Source organism: Ewingella sp. CoE-038-23, from assembly GCF_040419245.1.
GTDB lineage: Bacteria > Pseudomonadota > Gammaproteobacteria > Enterobacterales > Enterobacteriaceae > Ewingella > Ewingella allii.
Genome location: NZ_JAZHOH010000001.1, coordinates 3,189,267 through 3,207,992, shown reverse-complemented (window position 1 = coordinate 3,207,992; position 18,726 = coordinate 3,189,267). Strand labels below are relative to the sequence as shown.

Genomic DNA, 18,726 nt, shown 5'->3' with positions numbered 1-18,726 from the left:
AAGCGTTACCGCGATCCTCTCCTTGTGAAAGGGCAGGATCGCGTCTAACCAAAGGCTGGCGGGTTATTTAGCAGGATCTTCCTGCTCGCCGTCCTCTTCTTCCAGAATCAGCTTCCAGCCCGTCACGTCGTCCCAGTAACTCTGTTCCCGTTCAAAATCCAACTGCACCAGGTTGTTCTGCGCCAAATAACCGGCGGGGAAGCGCAACGTCCAATGATTATCATCCGTAAGCAGTCGCAGCGTCTCTGGCGTGGTGGTGGATTGACGCTGATTGTTCAGCAGTGCGCCGAGGCGCAAAAGCTGCACCAGCGGCAGGTAATGCTTTTTCTTGAACAGGTTAAGGCGTGGCAGCTCTTCCAGTTTCACCCCTTTACGGTGGAAACGCACCAGCGTAGCCAGTAGGGTTTGCTGCTCCTGATTGAAGCCCGGAAGGTTGGTATTCTGCAAGATATAGGCCGAATGGCGATGCATGCCGCTGTGGTTAATGCTTAACCCCACTTCATGCAGCATGGCAGCGAATTTCAGCAGAGATTCGAGCTGTGGCTGCACCAGTTTTGAGTTTTGCGCCAGCCACTGGGCATAGAGTAATTCGGTGGTTTCCAGCACGCGGCGCGCCTGCTCGCGGTCAATGTTGTAGTGCTCGGCCAGGCTTTTTGCGGTGCGAGTGCGGATATCCTGATGGCGGAAGCGACCTTCCATCTCATACAGTACGCCTTCGCGCAGCGCGCCGTCCGACAGTCGTAACTCTTTGATTGCCAACGCATCGAACACGCCGCACAAGATAGCCAGACCCGGCACAAATACCGACTGACGATCTTCGGACAGGCCCGGCAGGCTCAGCGAGGAGAAGTTTTTGTAATTCATCACTTCTTCAGTGAGCATTTTCAGGCGTTCAGGGGTAATAAGGCCGTCTTTTTCGCCCATTTCCACCAGCACTTCATAAGTGGCTTTAATGGTGCCCGACGCGCCTAGCGCGTACTGCCAGCCTTGCAGACGATACTGCCAGGCCATGGTTTCCAGCTTTTGCGCGGCGGCCAGCTGGGCGCGTTTAAAGTTAGCGCGGCTGATTTCGCCGTCGGGGAAGAAATATTGCCCAAAGCTGACGCAGCCCATGCGGCGGCTCTCTGCCAGCAGTGGCTCGAAATCTTCGCCGATCACCAACTCCGTCGACCCGCCGCCGATATCAATCACCAGCTTGCGGCCTTTTTCGGGCTGAGTGTGCTCGACGCCCATGAAAATCAGGCGCGCCTCCTCCTGCCCGGAAATGATTTCAATCGGATAGGGGATAACCTCGGCGGCGCGCTGGAGGAACTCTTCAGCATTCACCGCCTGACGTAGCGAGTGGGTGCCGACAATGGTCACGTTCTGTTCGGGAAAGCCTTGTAAACGTTCGGCAAACAGCGCCAGACAGTCAAGACCGCGCTGGATAGCTTCTTCGCTCAATACGTTGTTGCTGTCCAGACCGTCAGCCAGATGCACACGCTGCTTCAGGCGGCCCAACACCTGTAGCGCGCCATTCACGACGCGCGCTATCACCATATGGAAGCTGTTTGACCCGAGGTCGATAGCCGCAATCTCTTGCGGTTTGGCGTTTATGGTGTTGTTCAGGGGCATAATATGTGGTGCTCCAAAGTGTCAGGCCTAATCGTGTTGCTGTTTATTATGTTCAAGCTCGAAGGCTTTGAGGTAGTCGTAGATAGCCAGCTGCGCGCGCACCTTACGACGATTTCCGCGTGGAACATAACGATTACTGAGATCTTTATCAATATATCTGGCTTTCACCGTGTCGCTGAACAGCAGGTCGAGGATGTCGAGCACGCGCTGTTTTAGCGTCGGATCCAGCAGGGCGACGGCCACTTCAATACGGTAGTCGATGTTGCGCGTCATCCAGTCCGCAGAGGACAGGAACACTTTGGTGTCGCCATTATTTTCAAACACATACACCCGGTCGTGCTCGAGATAACGGTCAACAATACTGGTCACCTGAATGTTTTCACTGACGCCCGGCAGTTCCGGTACCAGCGAGCACATGCCGCGGATCAACAGGCGGATTTTCACTCCAACGTTGGAAGCGGCGTAGAGGCGATCAATCAGGCCCTTATCCACCAGGTTGTTGATTTTCAGCGTGATCCCGCCGTTACCGCCAGCCTGCACGTTGGCAATCTCCTGATCGATCAGCTTATACAGCATATCGCGGGAGTTTTGTGGCGATACCATCAGGTGCTCGAAAGTCACCGGCCGGTATGGATTCTCAATAAAGTTAAACACCCGGCGCACTTCATTGGTGATGCGGCTGTCCGCCGTCAGCAAAGAATAGTCGGTATAAAGACGGGCCGTTTTCTCGTTAAAGTTGCCGGTCCCAATATGAGCATAGCGGACGATTTCATCGCCTTCCCGGCGTGAGATAAGAAATAGTTTGGCGTGAATTTTCAGGCCCGGCGCGGAGAAGATAACGTGCACCCCAGCTTCCGTCAGGCGCTTGGCCCAGTGGATGTTGGCTTCTTCGTCAAAGCGCGCCTGTAGCTCCACCACCACCGTGACTTTTTTGCCGTTATGCGCCGCGTGGATCATCGATTCGATAATGCGCGAGTCTTTGGCTACGCGGTAAATATTGATCTTGATTGACAGCACGTTGGGGTCGAAAGAGGCCTGACGCAGCAGCTCCAGCACGTGCTCAAAGGTATAGTACGGGTAGTAAAGCAACACGTCTTGTTGGCGAATCGCTTCAAAGCCGTTGCGGAATTTATCGAAGAACAGATGGCGCAGTCTCGGCAGCGGGCGGTTGACCAGGTTGGCTTTGCCGACATTTGGGAAGCCGATGAAGTCTTTAAAATTGTGGTAGCGGCCGCCGGGAATGACGGAATCATAGTTAGAGATCCCCAGTTTACCGCGCAGCAGCTCGACCATGTCATCGGGCATATCGCGCTGATAAACAAAGCGCACCGGCTCGGCGGTCAGGCGCTGTTTCAGGCTCGAAGACATTAATTCCAGCAGGCTCGATTCCATCTCCGTCACCAAGTCGTACTCGGCGTCACGGGTCATTTTCATCGAATAGGCGTTGAGCTGGTCGTAATCAAAGAAGCCTTTAAAGATGTCATCAAGGCAGTAGCGCAGGATGTTATCCAGCAAGATCATCGGCTTGCGGCGGCGCGGCGTTTCCGGCGGCAAGTTAACGAAGCGCGGCACTTTGTCTGATGGAATTTCCAGCAGCGCGTAGTGGATCTCTTCACCGCGAATAATTTCGACTGCCAGATAGGTGTAATCGTCTTTGAGGAACTGAACCAGATTGGTGTCGTGATTGATCAGAATAGGCGTGATGAACTGGCGCAGATGCTGTTTGAAATACTGACGCAGCCAATTTTGCTGATTTTCAGACACCTGGCGTTCGTTGATCAAGAAAATCTGGTTGCGCGCCATCTCTAGCAGCAGGTCGTTGTAAAGACTGTCAAACTCTTGGTCTATGCGCAGAACCTTGGCCTGAATCTTTTTCAGCAAATGGCGAGACGCGCCGATAAAACCTTGTTCTTCGCTGATTAAAATTCGGCGTTTTAAATCGGCAAAACGAACTTTATAGAATTCGTCCAGATTGTTGGAGTAGATGCCCAGAAAACGCATGCGTTCGATCAGAGGATTGCTTTTGTCTGCCGCTTCCTGCAAAACACGTTCATTGAAGGACAGCCAGCTCAGTTCTTTTTCTATATAAAGCTTTTCCTGACCCATTTTAACTCCATTCTTTATGGCCCAACATTCAGCGTTATCACGATGAATCACCAGGGAAAATCTCGCTATTTCCAGCTCACATCCTGTGGATGTTCGACATATCTCTAATGGAAAATATTGAGAGAGAGGGGCCTAGTGTCTACTACCAATATTGCGAAAGATTGACAGGAAAGTCCAATACAAAGCGGAGGTTAAATCAGAGGGTGGAAAGTGAGCATTAAATGGCGCAACGAGAGAGGAAAAAGCTTAGCGGTGAACAAGATATCTCATGAAGATACGCTTTAGAAAAGCAGCTTGTTCACCGCTAATAGGGCGGTTAAACCACGCCTGCGCCGATAGGATCAACGCGTTTGGATTCCGCCGGCTTGGTTTTGTACTTCGCCAAGAATTGCGGTTGGAAAATACACATACGGATGGCGCTGCGGTATTCCCCGTTAACGAAGAATTCCTGTTTCAGTTCGCCTTCTACTTCAAAGCCCAACTTGTTGTAGATATGAATCGCCTTTTTGTTCTCTTTATCGACGATTAAATACAGCTTGTAGAGGTTAAGAACGGAAAACGCATAGTCCATCGCTAACTTGACGGCATCACCGGCAAACCCTTTGCCTTGATGAGCGGGGTCGATAATGATTTGAAACTCAGCACGACGGTGTATGTGATTAATCTCGACTAACTCCACCAGACCAACAGGCCCGCTTTCATATTCAATGATAAAACGGCGTTCGCTTTGGTCATGAATATGTTTGTTGTAGAGGTCGGTCAGTTCGACAAAAGCTTCATAAGGCTCTTCGAACCAGTAACGCATGATGCTTGCGTTGTTATCGAGACGGTGAACGAACGCCAAATCGTCTTTTTCCAGTGGACGTAATCTGACGTGGGTCTTGCTAAACATAAAATTTCCCGAAATGTCGTTTATTCGGATACTTTTTAGAAACTAGGCTCTTTAAACAGTCCTGTTTTAAGAAAAGGTGAGCACACAAACGACTTTAAACGTGCACTCACGCAGTCATTATAGCGGTCAATATGTAAACGAACGTAAACAGATATAAAACAAAAAACCGGCACGTGGCCGGTTTATAGTGAAATCATCGCCTGCGGGCAGTTTAATCTGCGGCGTAACCCTGCTCTGGTAGCGGATTACCGTCGAGGTAGGCCACGCCATCTTTTAGCGCTAAACGACCATCGACAAACCAACTTACCACCAGCGGATAGATGCTGTGTTCCTGCGTCTGCACGCGTTCAACCAGCTCATCTTCGCTGTCATCACTGAAAACCGGCACCTTGGCTTGCAGAATAACCGGACCGCCGTCGAGTTGTTCAGTCACGAAGTGGACGGAAGTGCCGTGAACTTCATCTTGATTTTCAATTGCTTGACGATGAGTGTGCAGGCCGGGATATTTTGGCAGCAGGGAAGGGTGAATATTGAGCATGCGGCCAGCGAAACGCTGAACGAACTCAGCCGTGAGAATGCGCATGTAGCCCGCAAGCACGATCAAGTCGGGATTGTAAGCCTCGATGGCATCGGCCAGCGCGACGTCAAACGCCGCGCGGTCGGCAAAGGATTTTACATCTAATGCATGAGCGGGAATACCGGCCGACTGCGCCCGTTCCAGCCCGAATGCCGAGGCTTTATTACTGAAGACGGCGCTGAGCGTCGCGTAAATACGTCCTTGCTGGCAGGCATCAATCAGCGCCTGGAGGTTACTCCCTTCGCCTGATACCAACACCACGATCCTTTTCATCTCAACACCTGTCTGTAGTCGAATTTACTTGATGATAACGCGTTCTTCGGAATTAGAGGCTTTTACGCTACCAATTTTCCACGCTTTTTCGCCATTATCATTCAGTAAGGCCACGGCTTCATCGGCCAGCTCAGCAGGCAGAGCAACCAACATACCCACACCACAGTTGAAGGTGCGGTACATTTCGTGGCGGCTGACGTTACCGGCAGTTTGCAGCCAGTTGAACACGTCCGGCCACTGCCAGCTTGCTTCGTCAATCACCACTTGGGTGTTATCCGGCAGCACGCGTGGGATATTTTCCCAGAAGCCGCCACCGGTGAGATGCACGATGCCGTGAACTTCAACTTGCTCAATCAATTTCAGAATCGATTTCACATAGATTTTGGTCGGTGCCAGCAGATGATCTGCCAGAGACTTACCGGCCAAATCCGTGGTTTCTGGATTGGTTTTGCTCACTTCGAGGATTTTGCGCACCAGCGAGTAGCCGTTGGAGTGCGGGCCGCTGGCTGCCAGAGCAATCACTGCATCGCCGTCAGCCACTTTGCTGCCATCGATGATTTCTGACTTTTCTACCACGCCCACGCAGAAGCCTGCCACGTCGTAATCTTCGCCGTGATACATGCCCGGCATCTCAGCGGTTTCGCCGCCGACTAATGCACAACCAGACTGCTTACAGCCTTCGGCAATCCCGGTGATCACGCTGGCGGCGGTGTCGACGTCCAACTTACCGGTGGCGTAATAATCGAGGAAGAACAGGGGTTCAGCACCCTGAACAATCAAATCGTTAACGCACATGGCGACTAAATCAATGCCGATAGTGTCGTGGCGTTTCAAGTCCATTGCCAGACGCAGCTTGGTGCCAACGCCGTCGGTACCCGAAACCAGCACAGGTTCACGATATTTTTGCGGCAGCGCGCACAGGGCACCAAAACCACCCAATCCGCCCATCACTTCCGGACGACGAGTCTGTTTTACTACACCTTTGATGCGGTCTACTAATGCGTTACCTGCATCGATATCCACACCTGCGTCTTTATAGCTGAGAGAGGTCTTGTCGGTCACTGCGTAATCCCCAAGGCGGTTGGTAAAATAAAACGCGGCAATTCTAACAGCCAAGGCAAACGTTTGCGAGGGGCTTGTGAGGTTGAGAGTCATTCTGCTGTCTATACTGTTGATCGACATTCTATTGACCGCGATCAGGCTATTGGCAGTGGCGTTCAAAAAAAAAGGCGTTATAATCTCGCGATTTTTTTTTGCAGCACAACCACCTTAGGAGAAATAAAAATGAAGATCGTTGAGGTGAAACACCCGCTGGTGCGACATAAGCTGGGCCTGATGCGTGAGAATGACATCAGCACGAAACGTTTTCGCGAACTGGCTTCTGAGGTGGGGAGTCTGCTGACCTATGAAGCAACTTCTGATTTAGAAACTGAGAAAGTGACTATCGAAGGCTGGTGCGGCCCGGTAGAAATCGATCAGATCAAAGGTAAGAAAATCACTGTAGTGCCAATTCTGCGTGCCGGCCTGGGCATGATGGAAGGCGTACTGGAGCACGTTCCAAGCGCGCGTATCAGCGTGGTGGGCGTCTACCGTGACGAACAAACTATGCAACCTGTGCCTTATTTCCAGAAGCTGGTTTCTAATATTGAAGAGCGTCTGGCGCTGGTGGTTGACCCAATGCTGGCGACCGGCGGCTCGATGATTGCCACGATCGACTTGCTGAAAAAAGCCGGCTGCCAGAGCATTAAAGTGCTGGTACTGGTTGCTGCTCCAGAAGGGATTGCCGCGTTAGAGAAAGCGCACCCGGACATTGAGCTGTACACCGCCTCCATTGACCAGGGGTTAAATGAGCATGGTTACATCGTGCCGGGCCTCGGCGATGCGGGCGACAAGATATTTGGTACTAAATAAGCATTCGTTACAAAGCAGCCGACTGAGAAGTCGGCTTTTTTTTGATTTTTTATCAGGGTCTTACCTTTTTATCAGGCCGCCACGGCTGAAACATGACACCTATAATCGCCAACTCTTTGAGAGGATCTATTCATGACACGTCGCGTCATTGGGGTAAGTGAGCGCCCGCCGCTGTTGCAGACCATTCCCCTAAGTTTCCAGCATCTGTTCGCTATGTTCGGTGCCACGGTGCTGGTGCCGATCCTGTTTAAAATTAATCCGGCCACGGTGCTGCTGTTCAACGGCATCGGCACTTTGCTGTATCTGTTTGTCTGTAAGGGCAAAATTCCCGCTTATCTCGGCTCCAGCTTTGCCTTTATTTCGCCGGTCCTGCTGTTATTACCGATGGGCTATGAGGCGGCGCTGGGTGGGTTTATCGTCTGCGGCCTGCTGTTCTGCTTAGTCGCGCTGATTGTGAAAAAGGCCGGGATTGGCTGGATAAACGTCATGTTCCCCCCTGCGGCGATGGGCGCAATCGTTGCCGTCATCGGGTTAGAGCTGGCGGGGGTTGCCGCCAACATGGCCGGATTGCTGCCTGCCGAGGGCGCGTCGGCTGATTCCACCACCATTACCATTTCCATGGTAACGCTGGCCGTGACGGTGCTCGGCTCGGTGCTGTTCCGCGGCTTCCTGGCGATTATCCCGATTCTGATTGGCGTGCTGGTGGGCTATGCGCTGTCATTCTTTATGGGCGTGGTGGATGTGTCTACCATTGAATCTGCCCACTGGTTCGCGCTGCCAACCTTCTACACCCCGCGCTTTGAGTGGGTGGCGATCCTGACTATTCTACCCGCCGCGCTGGTGGTGATTGCCGAGCACGTCGGGCACCTGGTGGTGACGGCGAATATTGTCAAAAAGGATCTGCTGCGCGACCCGGGCCTGCATCGCTCGATGCTGGCAAATGGGTTATCCACCGTGCTGTCGGGCTTTTTTGGTTCTACGCCAAATACCACCTATGGCGAAAACATCGGCGTAATGGCGATCACCAAGGTCTACAGCACCTGGGTTATCGGCGGCGCGGCGATTCTGGCGATTATGTTGTCCTGCATCGGCAAGCTGGCGGCGGCGATTCAGGCCGTGCCGGTTCCAGTGATGGGCGGCGTTTCTCTACTGCTGTACGGCGTGATTGGTGCCTCGGGTATCCGCGTGCTGATTGAGTCCAAAGTGGATTACAACAAAGCGCAGAACCTGATCCTCACCGCGGTCATTCTGATCATCGGCGTCAGCGGCGCGAAGATCCACATTGGCGCTGCGGAGCTGAAAGGCATGGCGCTGGCGACCATCGTCGGTATCTTCCTCAGCCTGCTGTTCAAAGTGATTGAACTGGTGCGCGGCGAAGAAGAGATCATTGATATCGAAGATGAACGCGAGGATCGCGCGGCGTAAATCTTCCCGCTAATCGCCGGTTGCGGGATCCTCCACCCGGCGATTAGCTCGGTTAGCAAGCGGTTGTGCGGGGCAGAGTTCAACTCCGGCAGGATCCTATGCTAGAATTCTGCCGTTGCCCGCTTTCTGTTTATGGCGGCAACAACCCGAAAAATAACCATGAGATACGACTTTTTGTTGATAACAACATTTGCGGTTTATAAGCCGTATTGGTTGAGGTGCTTCTGAATACGCCGGCACAGCTTTCCCTGCCACTTTATCTTCCTGATGATGAAACCTTTGCCAGTTTTTATCCGGGGGAGAACCCCTCTCTGCTTTCTGCCATTCAAACGGCGCTGCATCAAGAGCACGGCACTTACATCTATTTCTGGTCGCGCGAGGGCGGTGGCCGCAGCCATTTGCTGCACGCAGCCTGTGCTGAACTCTCCCAGCGTGGCGAAGCGGTAGGCTATGTGCCTTTGGATAAACGCGCCTATTTCGTGCCGGAAGTGCTTGATGGCATGGAACATTTGGCGCTGGTTTGTATCGACAATATTGAAGGGATTGCGGGGGATGACGAGTGGGAAGCCGCCGTGTTCCATCTGTATAACCGTATTCTGGAAACCGGCCGCACCCGACTGTTTATTACCGGGGATCGCCCGCCGCGCCAGCTTAATCTCAGCTTGCCTGATCTCGCTTCGCGTTTGGATTGGGGGCAAATCTACAAGTTGCAGCCGCTGTCTGACGAAGAGAAGCTGCAGGCGCTGCAATTGCGCTCGAAACTGCGTGGGTTTGAACTGCCGGAGGACGTCGGTCGCTTCCTGCTGAAGAGGTTGGATCGCGAGATGCGCACGCTGTTTATGACGCTTGATCAGCTCGACAGAGCTTCCATCACGGCACAGCGCAAACTCACGATCCCCTTTGTGAAAGATATTCTTAACCTGTAATTCGGTTCGCCGATTTACAGGATCTCCAGCACCTGCTCAGGCGGGCGTCCCAGCCGCGCTTTGCCTTTCGACAGCACGATCGGGCGCTCAATCAAACGTGGATGATCGGCCAAGGCTTGCAGCAGCTGCTGCTCATTCAGCGCCGGATCGGCCAGATTCTCCTCTTTATAAATCTCTTCCCCTTTACGCATTAAATCGCGCGCAGAATCAAATCCCAGCTTCTTCACCAGCTCTTTCAGCGTATCTACCGACGGCGGGGTTTCGAGATATAAAATCACGTCCGGCTTAATGCCTTTATCTTCGAGTAACTTCAGCGTTTCTCGACTCTTACTACAGCGCGGATTGTGATAAATCGCGACATCATGTTGCATAAGGTTCTCCCTCTCTGTTTATTGCTCAGCGTCCAATCAGCCCTTTTGATATTGGCGGAAGCGCTTCTGTAGCTGGCGCAACTGGTCAATACGGGCGTCATAGCGCGACTGTTCAAGACTGCCCAGCTTCTGCAATGCACTGGCGTTACTCAGAAGTTCGATGGCCTGATCAAGCTGGCCCATTAGCGCCATGCTCTCTGCTCTGGCCGCCAATTCCTGAGCGCGTAAGCCCTGCGCACCACTGGCTTGTGACAGTAAATCCCAACCATTTGGATCATTCGGGTAATTGAAAGTATAGCGGTTGAGGATGCGACTTGCGTTTGCAGGCTGGCCGCCTTCGAGATAAGCATTGGCTAAGTTGAGCAGCAACACCGGGTTTTTACTGGTTTCCGCATTGGCCTTTTCCAGCCGCGCAATGGCCTGTGGCGCGTGTTTCTGCTCGACATCGACGTCAGTGGCTAAGTCGAGGAACCAGTCATTGCCCGGGTTTTTCTCCAGCAAAGATTCCAAAATACTGCGCGCCTGATCGTATTTTTTCGCTTTGTAGAACTGCAGTGCCTGACCATATTTCGCCGCCATCTGGTCGCGGATATTGCCGTTGCTCAGTTGAGTTAAATATTCATCGGTCAGCGGATTTCTTTCCGTGCCGTACATGCCGAGCATACGCACTTTAGCCAATAAATAGCTCTGCGAAGACTGAACGTTAAGGTGCGGCATCTGGTTAGCGCGGTTGCGGATGTCGGCCAGACGGCTGTCCGGCAAGGGGTGGGTCAGCAGCATTTCCGGCGGCTTGCTGGAGTAGCTCGACAGGTCCGCCAGCTTTTGTAAGAACGCGGGCATCGCCTGCGGGTCGAAGCCTGCACGTTGCAGAACCTGAATGCCGATACGGTCGGCTTCCTGCTCGTTACCCTGCGTAAAGCTGATCATGCCCTGCTGGGTTCCAGCCAAGGTGCCGGTCAGGGCGGCCATACCGGCCTGCGGGCTGGCCATCGCCAACAAGATAGAGCCGAGGGCGCCGACCCAGGTGAGCGGGGCGTTTTTGCGCTGATCTTCCATCGCGCGGGCCAGATGGCGCTGGGTCACGTGGGAGATTTCGTGCGCCATCACCGAGGCCAGCTGGCTTTCATTATCCGTATAGCGGAACAGGGCAGAGTGCAGCACCACGTTGCCGCCAAAGAAGGCAAAGGCATTTAATTCATCATTATTGACGATATAGAAGTGGAACGGCGTGCGCACCGAGTAGGCGCTGGCCACCAGCCGCTGCCCCAGCTCGTTAATGTAACGGTTGAGCAGCGGGTCATTAATCAGCGGGGTACTGGCGCGCATCTGGCGGACATAAAAATCGCCCATTTGCAGCTCCTGATTGATACTCAGGGTGCCGCCAGCCGTGGTGCCCATGTCGGGAAGCTGGTCAGTAATCGACGGTTTATTCGGATTGGAGGACGCAATCGGCGTGGTCCAATAGCTGCTGTCATCGGCCAGTGCCGGCGTCAGGCTGCCGACCGTTAAGCTTCCCACTAATAGGGCTGTGAGCGTTTTTTTAAACCGCATCGCCATAATTAAATCATTCCTAATGAATTCATCAACACTCTGACATAAACCGCTTTAAGAGTTATCCTTCCATGAACGCACTCCGGTACACTCCGGTAGTGACATATTCTTGGCTATTTATCTGATACTTAACAATAGCGATTTCTGGAATATTTGCAGTGTCTCCCCCTGCACTCACTGTGACAACACATTCAACTAAAAGTTAGTTGCAGGCCGGGAGCTGACCATGAGTGTACGGGCTTGTCACATCAGGATCTAACAGGAGCGATATCCTATGCTTGAGATGTTATTACAATGGTACCGCCGACGTTTCACCGATCCTCAAGCCATTGCTTTGCTGGCCATTTTGGTCGCCGGTTTTTGCATTCTCTACTTCTTACACGGCATCCTCGCCCCTCTGCTGGTGGCAATTGTCCTGGCCTACCTGCTGGAATGGCCGGTGGTGCGTTTGCAGCATTTCGGGCTCTCCAGAACGCTGGCGACCAGCGTGGTGCTGCTGATTTTCGCCGGTATTGTGATGCTGGGGGTGTTTGTTATCGCGCCCGTCACTTGGCAGCAGGGCATTAATTTGATGGCCGACCTGCCGAATATGCTCAACCGTTTCTATGATTTCGCCGCCACCTTGCCGAAACGCTACCCCGCGCTGGTAGATGCCGGGATCATCGACATGATGGCTGAAAACCTGCGCAGTAAGCTCTCCGGCGTGGGTGATAATCTGGTGAAGTTCTCTCTGGCGTCGCTGGTCGGGCTGCTGACGCTGGCTATCTACCTGATTTTAGTGCCGATGATGGTGTTCTTCTTGCTCAAAGATAAAGAGCAGATGCTGTGCGCGGTGCGCCGGGTGTTGCCGCGTGACAGTGGTTTAGCCGGGCAGGTGTGGCAGGAGATGAACCAGCAAATCACCAACTATATTCGTGGCAAAGTCCTGGAGATGATTATCGTCGGCGTGGCGACCTATCTGGTGTTCTTCGTCATGGGGATGCGTTATTCGCTGCTGCTGTCCGTGCTGGTGGGGCTGTCAGTGCTCATTCCTTATATCGGCGCGATGCTGGTGACTATTCCGGTAGTGGTGGTGGCGCTATTCCAGTGGGGGATGGGGGCTGACTTCTGGACGCTGTTTGTCGCCTATCTGGTGGTGCAGGGGCTGGATGGCAACGTGATTGTGCCGCTGCTGTTCTCTGAAGCCGTGAACTTGCACCCTCTGGTGATCATCCTGTCAGTAGTGATTTTTGGCGGGCTGTGGGGCTTCTGGGGGGTGTTCTTCGCTATCCCGCTCGCCACGCTGGTGAAAGCCGTGGTGCACGTCTGGCCTGACGAACTGCTTAACGAAACTACCTAAGCTGTAAATCGGCTGATTGAAGACATAAAAAAAGCGCGTCTGCGCTTTTTTTTATAAATCAGTATCAGTACAACGCTTATTGGCCGTTGATGTAGGCCAAAACGATGTCGTGGTGATCGCTGGTTTTGAAGTTGTCGAATACTTTCTCAACCTTGCCATTGCCATCCAGCAGGAAACTGATGCGATGGATACCGTCATAGGTTTTGCCCATAAAGGTCTTCTCGCCCCAGATGCCAAATGCCTGACAGACCTGATGATCTTCATCTGACAGCAGCGTGAAGTTCAGCAGCTCTTTTTCAGCAAATTTCGACAGTTTTTCTGGTTTATCAGTGCTGATCCCCAGCACTTCTACTCCGGCCTTTTTCAACTGATCCATGTTGTCACGCAGGCCACAGGCCTGAACGGTACAACCTGGGGTCATGGCCTTAGGGTAGAAATAAACCAGGACCTTCTGTCCCTGGAAGTCGGCCAGGTTAATTTGTTCGCCGTCTTGGTCAGGCAAACTAAATTGCGGCGCAGGATCACCGGCTTTCAGTGGGTTCATTACAAATCTCCGTCAATTGTCATCATGCTGAGTGTTGCTCACGACGTTAATACTGCCTTGCGCTTTCAGTTCTGTACATAGCTGATGAAAGGCTTGTTCAATTATTGTGGCGTCAGTGTTAGCTGGGCTGTGGGCGGTTATCTGTATAGACAACTGCGCCGGATTTTCACTGTCCGCAGGGCGGGTTTTAGACGCCAGCTCAGCAATGTTCATTTGATGAGTATCGAATAAATCGGTGAATCGCTCAATCAGGTGCGGGGAGTCTTTTACGTCGACTTTCACCCAAACGGTGGCAGGCATGGGTGGCCGGTCATGGGCGCTGGTGCGTTTCATCACAATCAGTAACTCAAGCTCTGCGCCTTTTTGCGGCAGCGTGGACTCAATGAGCGTGATGGCGTTCCAGCTACCTGAGAGGAACATGATAAACGTGAACTCGTCACCGAGCATTGCCAGACGGCTGTCTTCAATGTTGCAACCGCAACTGCTGACCTGACGGGTAATGGTGTTGACAATACCCGGACGGTCGGCACCCAGTGCGGTGATAACAAGATAGTGTTGTTGTTGCTGCGGCAAAATTGCTCTTCCTGTCATGCTTGGGAGTATTCCCAAGGTAAACATAAAAAAAACCGCCGGACAAGCGCTTACAACACGTTGATTGCTTGCTTTTGCAGTGGTGTCAAAAGTACCATGGATGACCTGTTTGTGGAGGGGAAGGTCAATGTTTACGGGAAGTATTGTTGCACTGGTTACGCCGATGGACGACAAAGGTGTTGTCGATCGCGCGAGTTTAAAAAAACTGATTGATTATCATGTGTCCAGTGGTACTGCGGCGATCGTTTCCGTAGGCACAACCGGTGAATCAGCCACCTTAACGCATGATGAGCACGGCGACGTGGTCATGCAGACGCTTGAGTTGGCTGACGGGCGCATTCCGGTTATCGCGGGGACGGGAGCTAATTCGACCGCGGAAGCGATTTCTCTCACCCAACGTTTCGAAGGCACTGGCGTAGTAGGCTGTCTCACCGTGACACCTTATTACAACCGCCCAACGCAGGAAGGCCTGTTCCAGCACTTTAAAGCCATTGCTGAACACACGGCGCTGCCGCAAATTCTCTACAACGTGCCTTCGCGTACTGGCTGCGACATGCTGCCAGCCACCGTGGCGCGTTTAGCAAAAATTAAGAATATTGTTGCTTTGAAAGAAGCGACAGGGAACTTAAGTCGTGTTAGCCAGATCCAAGTGCTGGTTGATGATGAAGACTTCATCTTACTGAGCGGCGATGACGCCAGCGGGCTGGACTTCATGCAACTTGGCGGCAAAGGGGTTATTTCGGTCACTGCCAACGTGGCAGCGCGCGAAATGGCGCAACTTTGTGAGCTGGCGGCGCAGGGCAATTTTGCCGAAGCGCGCCGTTTAAATCAGCGCTTGATGCCGTTGCATCAGGATTTGTTTGTAGAAGCAAACCCAATTCCAGTGAAATGGGCCTGTAAGGCACTGGGGTTGATGGCAACCGATACTCTGCGTCTGCCTATGACGCCGTTAACAGATGCTGCCCGTCCGGTAGTGGAAAAAGCTCTTAAAAGCGCCGGTTTGCTGTAACTCTTAGGGAGATTTGATGGCCTGTTCATTAGTTCAAAAGACCAGATTGCAAAAGTCGATGGTAGCGAAAGTGGTGGGCGTGTCCCTCATTATGTTGCTGGCGGCATGTTCCAGCGATCAGCGCTACAAGCGTCAGGTAAGCGGCGATGAAGCTTATCTGGATGCCCCACCTGTCAGCGAATTAAAAACGCCAGCAGGGATGATTTTGCCACTGCAAAACGGCACTTACGAAATTCCTTCCGGCTCGCTGAAAGGCAACGTCGGTAAGCAATTGGATATCCGTCCACCGCAGCAACCACTGGCTCTGCTCAATGGTTCCCGCACTCAGTTCAGCGGCGACAGCGGCACGGTATTGCTGGAAAACACCCCGCAAAACCGCGACCTGTGGAACAACGTGGTGAAAGCCGTTCAGCAAAACAATTTCAAAATTGCTAACCGTGACGATGCTAACCAGACGCTGACCACGGATATGGTTGATTGGAACCGTGCTGATGAAGATTTCCAATATCAGGGCCGTTACCAAATCACCGTGCAGCAGCAGGGCTACCAGCTGGCGCTGATTGCCAAAACGCTTGAATTGAAACAGCAGGACAAGGCGGTGACCTCACCGGCTGAGATCCAGCGTTACAACAGCCAGATGCTGAACTCCATTACGGCTAGCCTCGATAAAGTCCAACAGGACGAGCAGGCGCGTCTCGAAAACCGTAAAGTGGGCGAGATTGACGTCCAGAGCGGCGCAGATGATACCGGCCTGGCCGTGTTGATCGTGCGTTCAAGCTACGGCGTGGTTTGGGATCGCTTGCCGAATGCCTTGGCGAAAGCTGGCATGAAAGTGACCGACAGCAGCCGCCCGCAGGGTACGCTTTCTGTGACTTACAAACCGTTGAATGACGACGCGTGGGACACTCTGGGTGCCAAAGACCCGGGCCTTGCTTCCGGCGACTACAAAATTCAGGTCGGCGACCTTGATAACCGTAGTAGCTTGCAGTTCCTTGATCCTAAAGGACATGCACTCAGCCAGTCGCAGAACGATGCGATGGTTGCGGTCATGCAGGCTGCGTTTAACCAGAGCAGCGCGGCGAAGTAAGAATGAACTAAAAGGGGCTTCGGCCCCTTTTTACATCCCTCTTTTCATCGGTTATTTTTAAAGAATCACCATTAATTGTTTACTACTGGAGTAAGTAAAGATGCAAAAGTTAGCTGAGTTGTATCGCGGAAAGGCGAAAACCGTCTATACCACCGAAAACCCAGACCTGCTGGTTTTGGAGTTCCGTAATGATACATCAGCACTCGATGGCGAGCGTATTGAGCAGTTCGACCGTAAAGGCATGGTTAACAACAAATTTAACCATTTCATCATGAGCAAGTTGGAAGAAGCTGGCATTCCTACCCAAATGGAACGTCTGCTGTCGGATACCGAAGTGCTGGTGAAGAAGCTGGATATGGTTCCGGTTGAATGCGTTATCCGTAACCGCGCTGCTGGGTCGCTGGTAAAACGTCTGGGCATTGAAGAAGGTCTGGAATTGAACCCACCGCTGTTCGATTTATTCCTGAAAAACGATGCAATGCATGACCCAATGGTCAACGAGTCTTACTGCAAAACCTTCGGTTGGGTTAACGAAGAGAACTTAGCGCGCATGAAAGAGCTGAGCTACAAAGCTAACGACGTGCTGAGCAAGCTGTTCGACGACGCGGGCCTGATTCTGGTCGACTTCAAATTAGAGTTCGGTCTGTTCAAAGGCGAAGTGGTTCTCGGTGACGAGTTCTCTCCAGACGGTAGCCGCCTGTGGGACAAGCAAACGCTGAACAAGATGGACAAAGATCGCTATCGCCAGAGTCTCGGCGGCCTGATTGAAGCCTATGAAGAAGTGGCTCACCGTATTGGTGTGAAACTGGACTGATCGGCAACGATTTTTTCAGGCTAGCGACGCAATCGTTTACGCGGTGGCGTTTGATGCAATCTAGCCTGAATGCGCAGCAAACGGGTGGCCTATCTGGGCTACCCGTTTTTCTTTTGGCCCCTGACTTATCTCAATTCCACTAAACCTATCTCAAATTCCATTCATTTCTGGAATAACTCCCGTAAAATTGCCCGCTTGGGGAAATGGTATTTCCCGCACTCATTATCTAGTCTTAAAAAAACAGCTGGGAGGTGGACTATGCGTTGGCAAGGGCGTCGCGAGAGCGACAATGTGGAAGACAGGCGCGGGCAGAGTTCGGGACCCGGTTTGGGCGGCGGCATGCGCCTGCCAATCCGCGGTAAAAGCGGCATAGTGATTATTATTGTGGTGCTGGTGGCGGGTTATTACGGCGTGGATCTCACTCCGTTAATTGACGGCGGCCAGTCCGGCGGGGTGCAGCAAACCCAGTCTCAGTCCATCAGCCCGAAAGATGATGAACAGGCTAAGTTCACCTCAGTGGTGCTGGCTTCCACTGAAGATACCTGGAAAGAGATTTTCCAGCGTCAGGGCCAAACCTATGTCGACCCTAAACTGGTGATGTATCGCGGCCAAACCCGTACCGGCTGCGGCACCGGCCAGTCGGTCATGGGGCCATTCTACTGCCCGGCAGACAGCACGGTTTATATCGATCTGTCCTTCTATCAAGAATTGAAAAACAAGCTCGGCGCGGGCGGAGACTTTGCTCAGGCCTACGTGGTGGCGCACGAGGTGGGACACCACGTGCAGCACCTGATGGGCATCGAGCGCAAAGTTCGCCAGATGCAGCAGGGCGCGTCGCAAACCACGGTGAATCAGCTTTCAGTGAAAATGGAGCTACAGGCCGACTGCTTCGCCGGCGTCTGGGGCCACAGCGTGCAGCAACAAAACATGCTGGAAGAGGGCGATCTGAAAGAGGCGCTGGACGCCGCGCAGGCGATTGGCGATGACCGTCTACAACAGCAGAGTCAGGGCCGCGTGGTGCCAGACAGCTTTACCCACGGCACGTCGCAGCAGCGCTATACCTGGTTCAAACGCGGTTTCGACAGTGGCGATCCTAACCAGTGCAACACCTTTGCCAGCCGCTAATCGCCTGATATTTCAAGGCTGAATCGCTGGTTTGCATGGCAAAACTGTTCAATAATTGACGTCCGACTCTGAGAGGCTTTCGAGCCTCTCTTTCTTCTTTTGAACCGCTGGAATCGTTATGGCCTTTCTGGATCCAACCTTGCTCATTCTGCTGGTGTTCGCGGGTTTAGGCATCATCAGCAATAACAGCTCGGTCACTATTGCGATGTTCTTCCTGCTTACCGTGCGCATCACGCCGCTGAACCAATTTTTCCCCTGGATTGAGCGCTATGGCTTAACCATCGGCATTATCGTGCTGACCATCGGGGTGATGGCGCCTATCGCCAGTGGGAAAATCAGTGCCAGCACGGTGGTTCACTCCTTTATGCACTGGAAGTCCATTCTGGCGATTTTGGTCGGCGTATTGGTGTCATGGCTGGGGGGCCGGGGCCTGACGCTGATGGGCTCGCAGCCTCATCTGGTTGCAGGGCTGTTAGTGGGAACTGTGCTTGGCGTCGCCTTCTTTAAAGGCGTGCCGGTGGGGCCGCTGATTGCCGCCGGGCTGCTCTCACTGATGGTCGGGAAGACCTGA

The 18,726-nt window shown here is 52.8% G+C and carries 18 protein-coding genes; 9 read left to right on the top strand and 9 right to left on the bottom strand.

Translation table 11 applies throughout. The features are described 5' to 3' along the window. Positions 1-63 precede the first annotated feature (63 nt). The 5 genes from ppx to purM form a co-directional block, all read right to left on the bottom strand. Positions 64-1,614: an exopolyphosphatase gene (gene ppx / locus V2154_RS15205; RefSeq protein ID WP_353502907.1), complete on the bottom strand. Its 1,551-nt coding sequence runs from the start codon at positions 1,612-1,614 to the stop codon at positions 64-66. A gap of 27 nt (positions 1,615-1,641) precedes the next feature. Further along, on the bottom strand, positions 1,642-3,720 hold the full coding sequence (ppk1, locus tag V2154_RS15200) for a polyphosphate kinase 1 (protein WP_353502906.1): 2,079 nt from the start codon (positions 3,718-3,720) through the stop codon (positions 1,642-1,644). A 316-nt stretch (positions 3,721-4,036) separates the two neighbouring features. Beyond that, entirely contained in the window at positions 4,037-4,612 is a 576-nt protein-coding gene (gene speG, locus V2154_RS15195; RefSeq protein ID WP_353502905.1) for a spermidine N1-acetyltransferase, read from the bottom strand. A gap of 211 nt (positions 4,613-4,823) precedes the next feature. Continuing rightward, complete coding sequence (gene purN / locus V2154_RS15190; protein ID WP_353502904.1) at positions 4,824-5,462, bottom strand: phosphoribosylglycinamide formyltransferase; 639 nt, start codon at positions 5,460-5,462, stop codon at positions 4,824-4,826. Between the two features lie 24 nt (positions 5,463-5,486). Beyond that, positions 5,487-6,524 (bottom strand): phosphoribosylformylglycinamidine cyclo-ligase, encoded by a 1,038-nt coding sequence (gene purM, locus V2154_RS15185; protein WP_185689523.1) that lies wholly within the window; start codon positions 6,522-6,524, stop codon positions 5,487-5,489. 222 nt (positions 6,525-6,746) lie between these two features. Here purM and upp point away from each other — a divergent pair, with 222 nt between their 5' ends. From upp to hda, 3 genes are all read left to right on the top strand, one after another. Beyond that, positions 6,747-7,373 carry a uracil phosphoribosyltransferase gene (gene upp, locus V2154_RS15180; RefSeq protein WP_353502903.1) on the top strand — a complete coding sequence of 209 codons (627 nt, stop codon included), beginning with the start codon at positions 6,747-6,749 and terminating at the stop codon, positions 7,371-7,373. Positions 7,374-7,505: 132 nt separating this feature from the next. Next, positions 7,506-8,798, top strand: a complete 1,293-nt coding sequence (uraA, locus tag V2154_RS15175; protein ID WP_353502902.1) for a uracil permease — start codon at positions 7,506-7,508, stop codon at positions 8,796-8,798. Positions 8,799-9,016: 218 nt separating this feature from the next. Further along, the gene (hda, locus tag V2154_RS15170; RefSeq protein ID WP_185689525.1) at positions 9,017-9,724 is read left to right on the top strand and encodes a DnaA inactivator Hda; all 708 of its coding nucleotides are present in this window, start codon (positions 9,017-9,019) and stop codon (positions 9,722-9,724) included. 14 nt (positions 9,725-9,738) lie between these two features. Here the strand turns inward: hda and arsC are convergent, their stop codons facing one another. Then, a complete protein-coding gene (arsC, locus tag V2154_RS15165) occupies positions 9,739-10,095 on the bottom strand; it encodes an arsenate reductase (glutaredoxin) (RefSeq protein ID WP_034792112.1) in 357 nt (118 codons plus the stop codon). Between the two features lie 36 nt (positions 10,096-10,131). After that, positions 10,132-11,652, bottom strand: coding sequence for a beta-barrel assembly-enhancing protease (bepA, locus tag V2154_RS15160; RefSeq protein WP_353502901.1), 1,521 nt, complete (start codon positions 11,650-11,652; stop codon positions 10,132-10,134). A 268-nt stretch (positions 11,653-11,920) separates the two neighbouring features. Between bepA and V2154_RS15155 the strand changes: the two genes are divergently transcribed. Then, complete coding sequence (locus tag V2154_RS15155) at positions 11,921-12,985, top strand: AI-2E family transporter (RefSeq protein ID WP_353502900.1); 1,065 nt, start codon at positions 11,921-11,923, stop codon at positions 12,983-12,985. Positions 12,986-13,061: 76 nt separating this feature from the next. Here the strand turns inward: V2154_RS15155 and bcp are convergent, their stop codons facing one another. Both bcp and V2154_RS15145 read right to left on the bottom strand, forming a co-directional pair. Then, positions 13,062-13,529 carry a thioredoxin-dependent thiol peroxidase gene (gene bcp / locus V2154_RS15150; protein ID WP_034792107.1) on the bottom strand — a complete coding sequence of 156 codons (468 nt, stop codon included), beginning with the start codon at positions 13,527-13,529 and terminating at the stop codon, positions 13,062-13,064. Positions 13,530-13,541: 12 nt separating this feature from the next. After that, on the bottom strand, positions 13,542-14,120 hold the full coding sequence (locus tag V2154_RS15145) for a glycine cleavage system transcriptional repressor (RefSeq protein WP_353502899.1): 579 nt from the start codon (positions 14,118-14,120) through the stop codon (positions 13,542-13,544). 127 nt (positions 14,121-14,247) lie between these two features. Between V2154_RS15145 and dapA the strand changes: the two genes are divergently transcribed. The 5 genes from dapA (at position 14,248) to V2154_RS15120 (ending at position 18,726) form a co-directional block, all read left to right on the top strand. Beyond that, a complete protein-coding gene (dapA, locus tag V2154_RS15140; protein WP_034792103.1) occupies positions 14,248-15,129 on the top strand; it encodes a 4-hydroxy-tetrahydrodipicolinate synthase in 882 nt (293 codons plus the stop codon). Positions 15,130-15,145: 16 nt separating this feature from the next. After that, entirely contained in the window at positions 15,146-16,216 is a 1,071-nt protein-coding gene (bamC, locus tag V2154_RS15135) for an outer membrane protein assembly factor BamC (RefSeq protein WP_353502898.1), read from the top strand. A 100-nt stretch (positions 16,217-16,316) separates the two neighbouring features. Beyond that, the gene (gene purC, locus V2154_RS15130) at positions 16,317-17,030 is read left to right on the top strand and encodes a phosphoribosylaminoimidazolesuccinocarboxamide synthase (RefSeq protein WP_100937345.1); all 714 of its coding nucleotides are present in this window, start codon (positions 16,317-16,319) and stop codon (positions 17,028-17,030) included. A gap of 258 nt (positions 17,031-17,288) precedes the next feature. Continuing rightward, complete coding sequence (gene ypfJ, locus V2154_RS15125) at positions 17,289-18,155, top strand: KPN_02809 family neutral zinc metallopeptidase (protein ID WP_353502897.1); 867 nt, start codon at positions 17,289-17,291, stop codon at positions 18,153-18,155. A gap of 118 nt (positions 18,156-18,273) precedes the next feature. Beyond that, complete coding sequence (locus tag V2154_RS15120) at positions 18,274-18,726, top strand: DUF441 domain-containing protein (protein WP_034792096.1); 453 nt, start codon at positions 18,274-18,276, stop codon at positions 18,724-18,726.

Bases quoted from the DNA above. Each gene is read 5' to 3' on its own strand.
- ppx (WP_353502907.1), bottom strand. From the start codon at position 1,614: ATGCCCCTGAACAACACCATAAACGCCAAACCGCAAGAGATTGCGGCT.
- arsC (WP_034792112.1), bottom strand. From the start codon at position 10,095: ATGCAACATGATGTCGCGATTTATCACAATCCGCGCTGTAGTAAGAGT.
- V2154_RS15120 (WP_034792096.1), top strand. From the start codon at position 18,274: ATGGCCTTTCTGGATCCAACCTTGCTCATTCTGCTGGTGTTCGCGGGT.
- purC (WP_100937345.1), top strand. From the start codon at position 16,317: ATGCAAAAGTTAGCTGAGTTGTATCGCGGAAAGGCGAAAACCGTCTAT.
- purN (WP_353502904.1), bottom strand. From the start codon at position 5,462: ATGAAAAGGATCGTGGTGTTGGTATCAGGCGAAGGGAGTAACCTCCAG.
- speG (WP_353502905.1), bottom strand. From the start codon at position 4,612: ATGTTTAGCAAGACCCACGTCAGATTACGTCCACTGGAAAAAGACGAT.
- dapA (WP_034792103.1), top strand. From the start codon at position 14,248: ATGTTTACGGGAAGTATTGTTGCACTGGTTACGCCGATGGACGACAAA.
- uraA (WP_353502902.1), top strand. From the start codon at position 7,506: ATGACACGTCGCGTCATTGGGGTAAGTGAGCGCCCGCCGCTGTTGCAG.
- ypfJ (WP_353502897.1), top strand. From the start codon at position 17,289: ATGCGTTGGCAAGGGCGTCGCGAGAGCGACAATGTGGAAGACAGGCGC.
- V2154_RS15155 (WP_353502900.1), top strand. From the start codon at position 11,921: ATGCTTGAGATGTTATTACAATGGTACCGCCGACGTTTCACCGATCCT.
- V2154_RS15145 (WP_353502899.1), bottom strand. From the start codon at position 14,120: ATGACAGGAAGAGCAATTTTGCCGCAGCAACAACAACACTATCTTGTT.
- upp (WP_353502903.1), top strand. From the start codon at position 6,747: ATGAAGATCGTTGAGGTGAAACACCCGCTGGTGCGACATAAGCTGGGC.
- ppk1 (WP_353502906.1), bottom strand. From the start codon at position 3,720: ATGGGTCAGGAAAAGCTTTATATAGAAAAAGAACTGAGCTGGCTGTCC.
- bepA (WP_353502901.1), bottom strand. From the start codon at position 11,652: ATGGCGATGCGGTTTAAAAAAACGCTCACAGCCCTATTAGTGGGAAGC.
- bamC (WP_353502898.1), top strand. From the start codon at position 15,146: ATGGCCTGTTCATTAGTTCAAAAGACCAGATTGCAAAAGTCGATGGTA.
- bcp (WP_034792107.1), bottom strand. From the start codon at position 13,529: ATGAACCCACTGAAAGCCGGTGATCCTGCGCCGCAATTTAGTTTGCCT.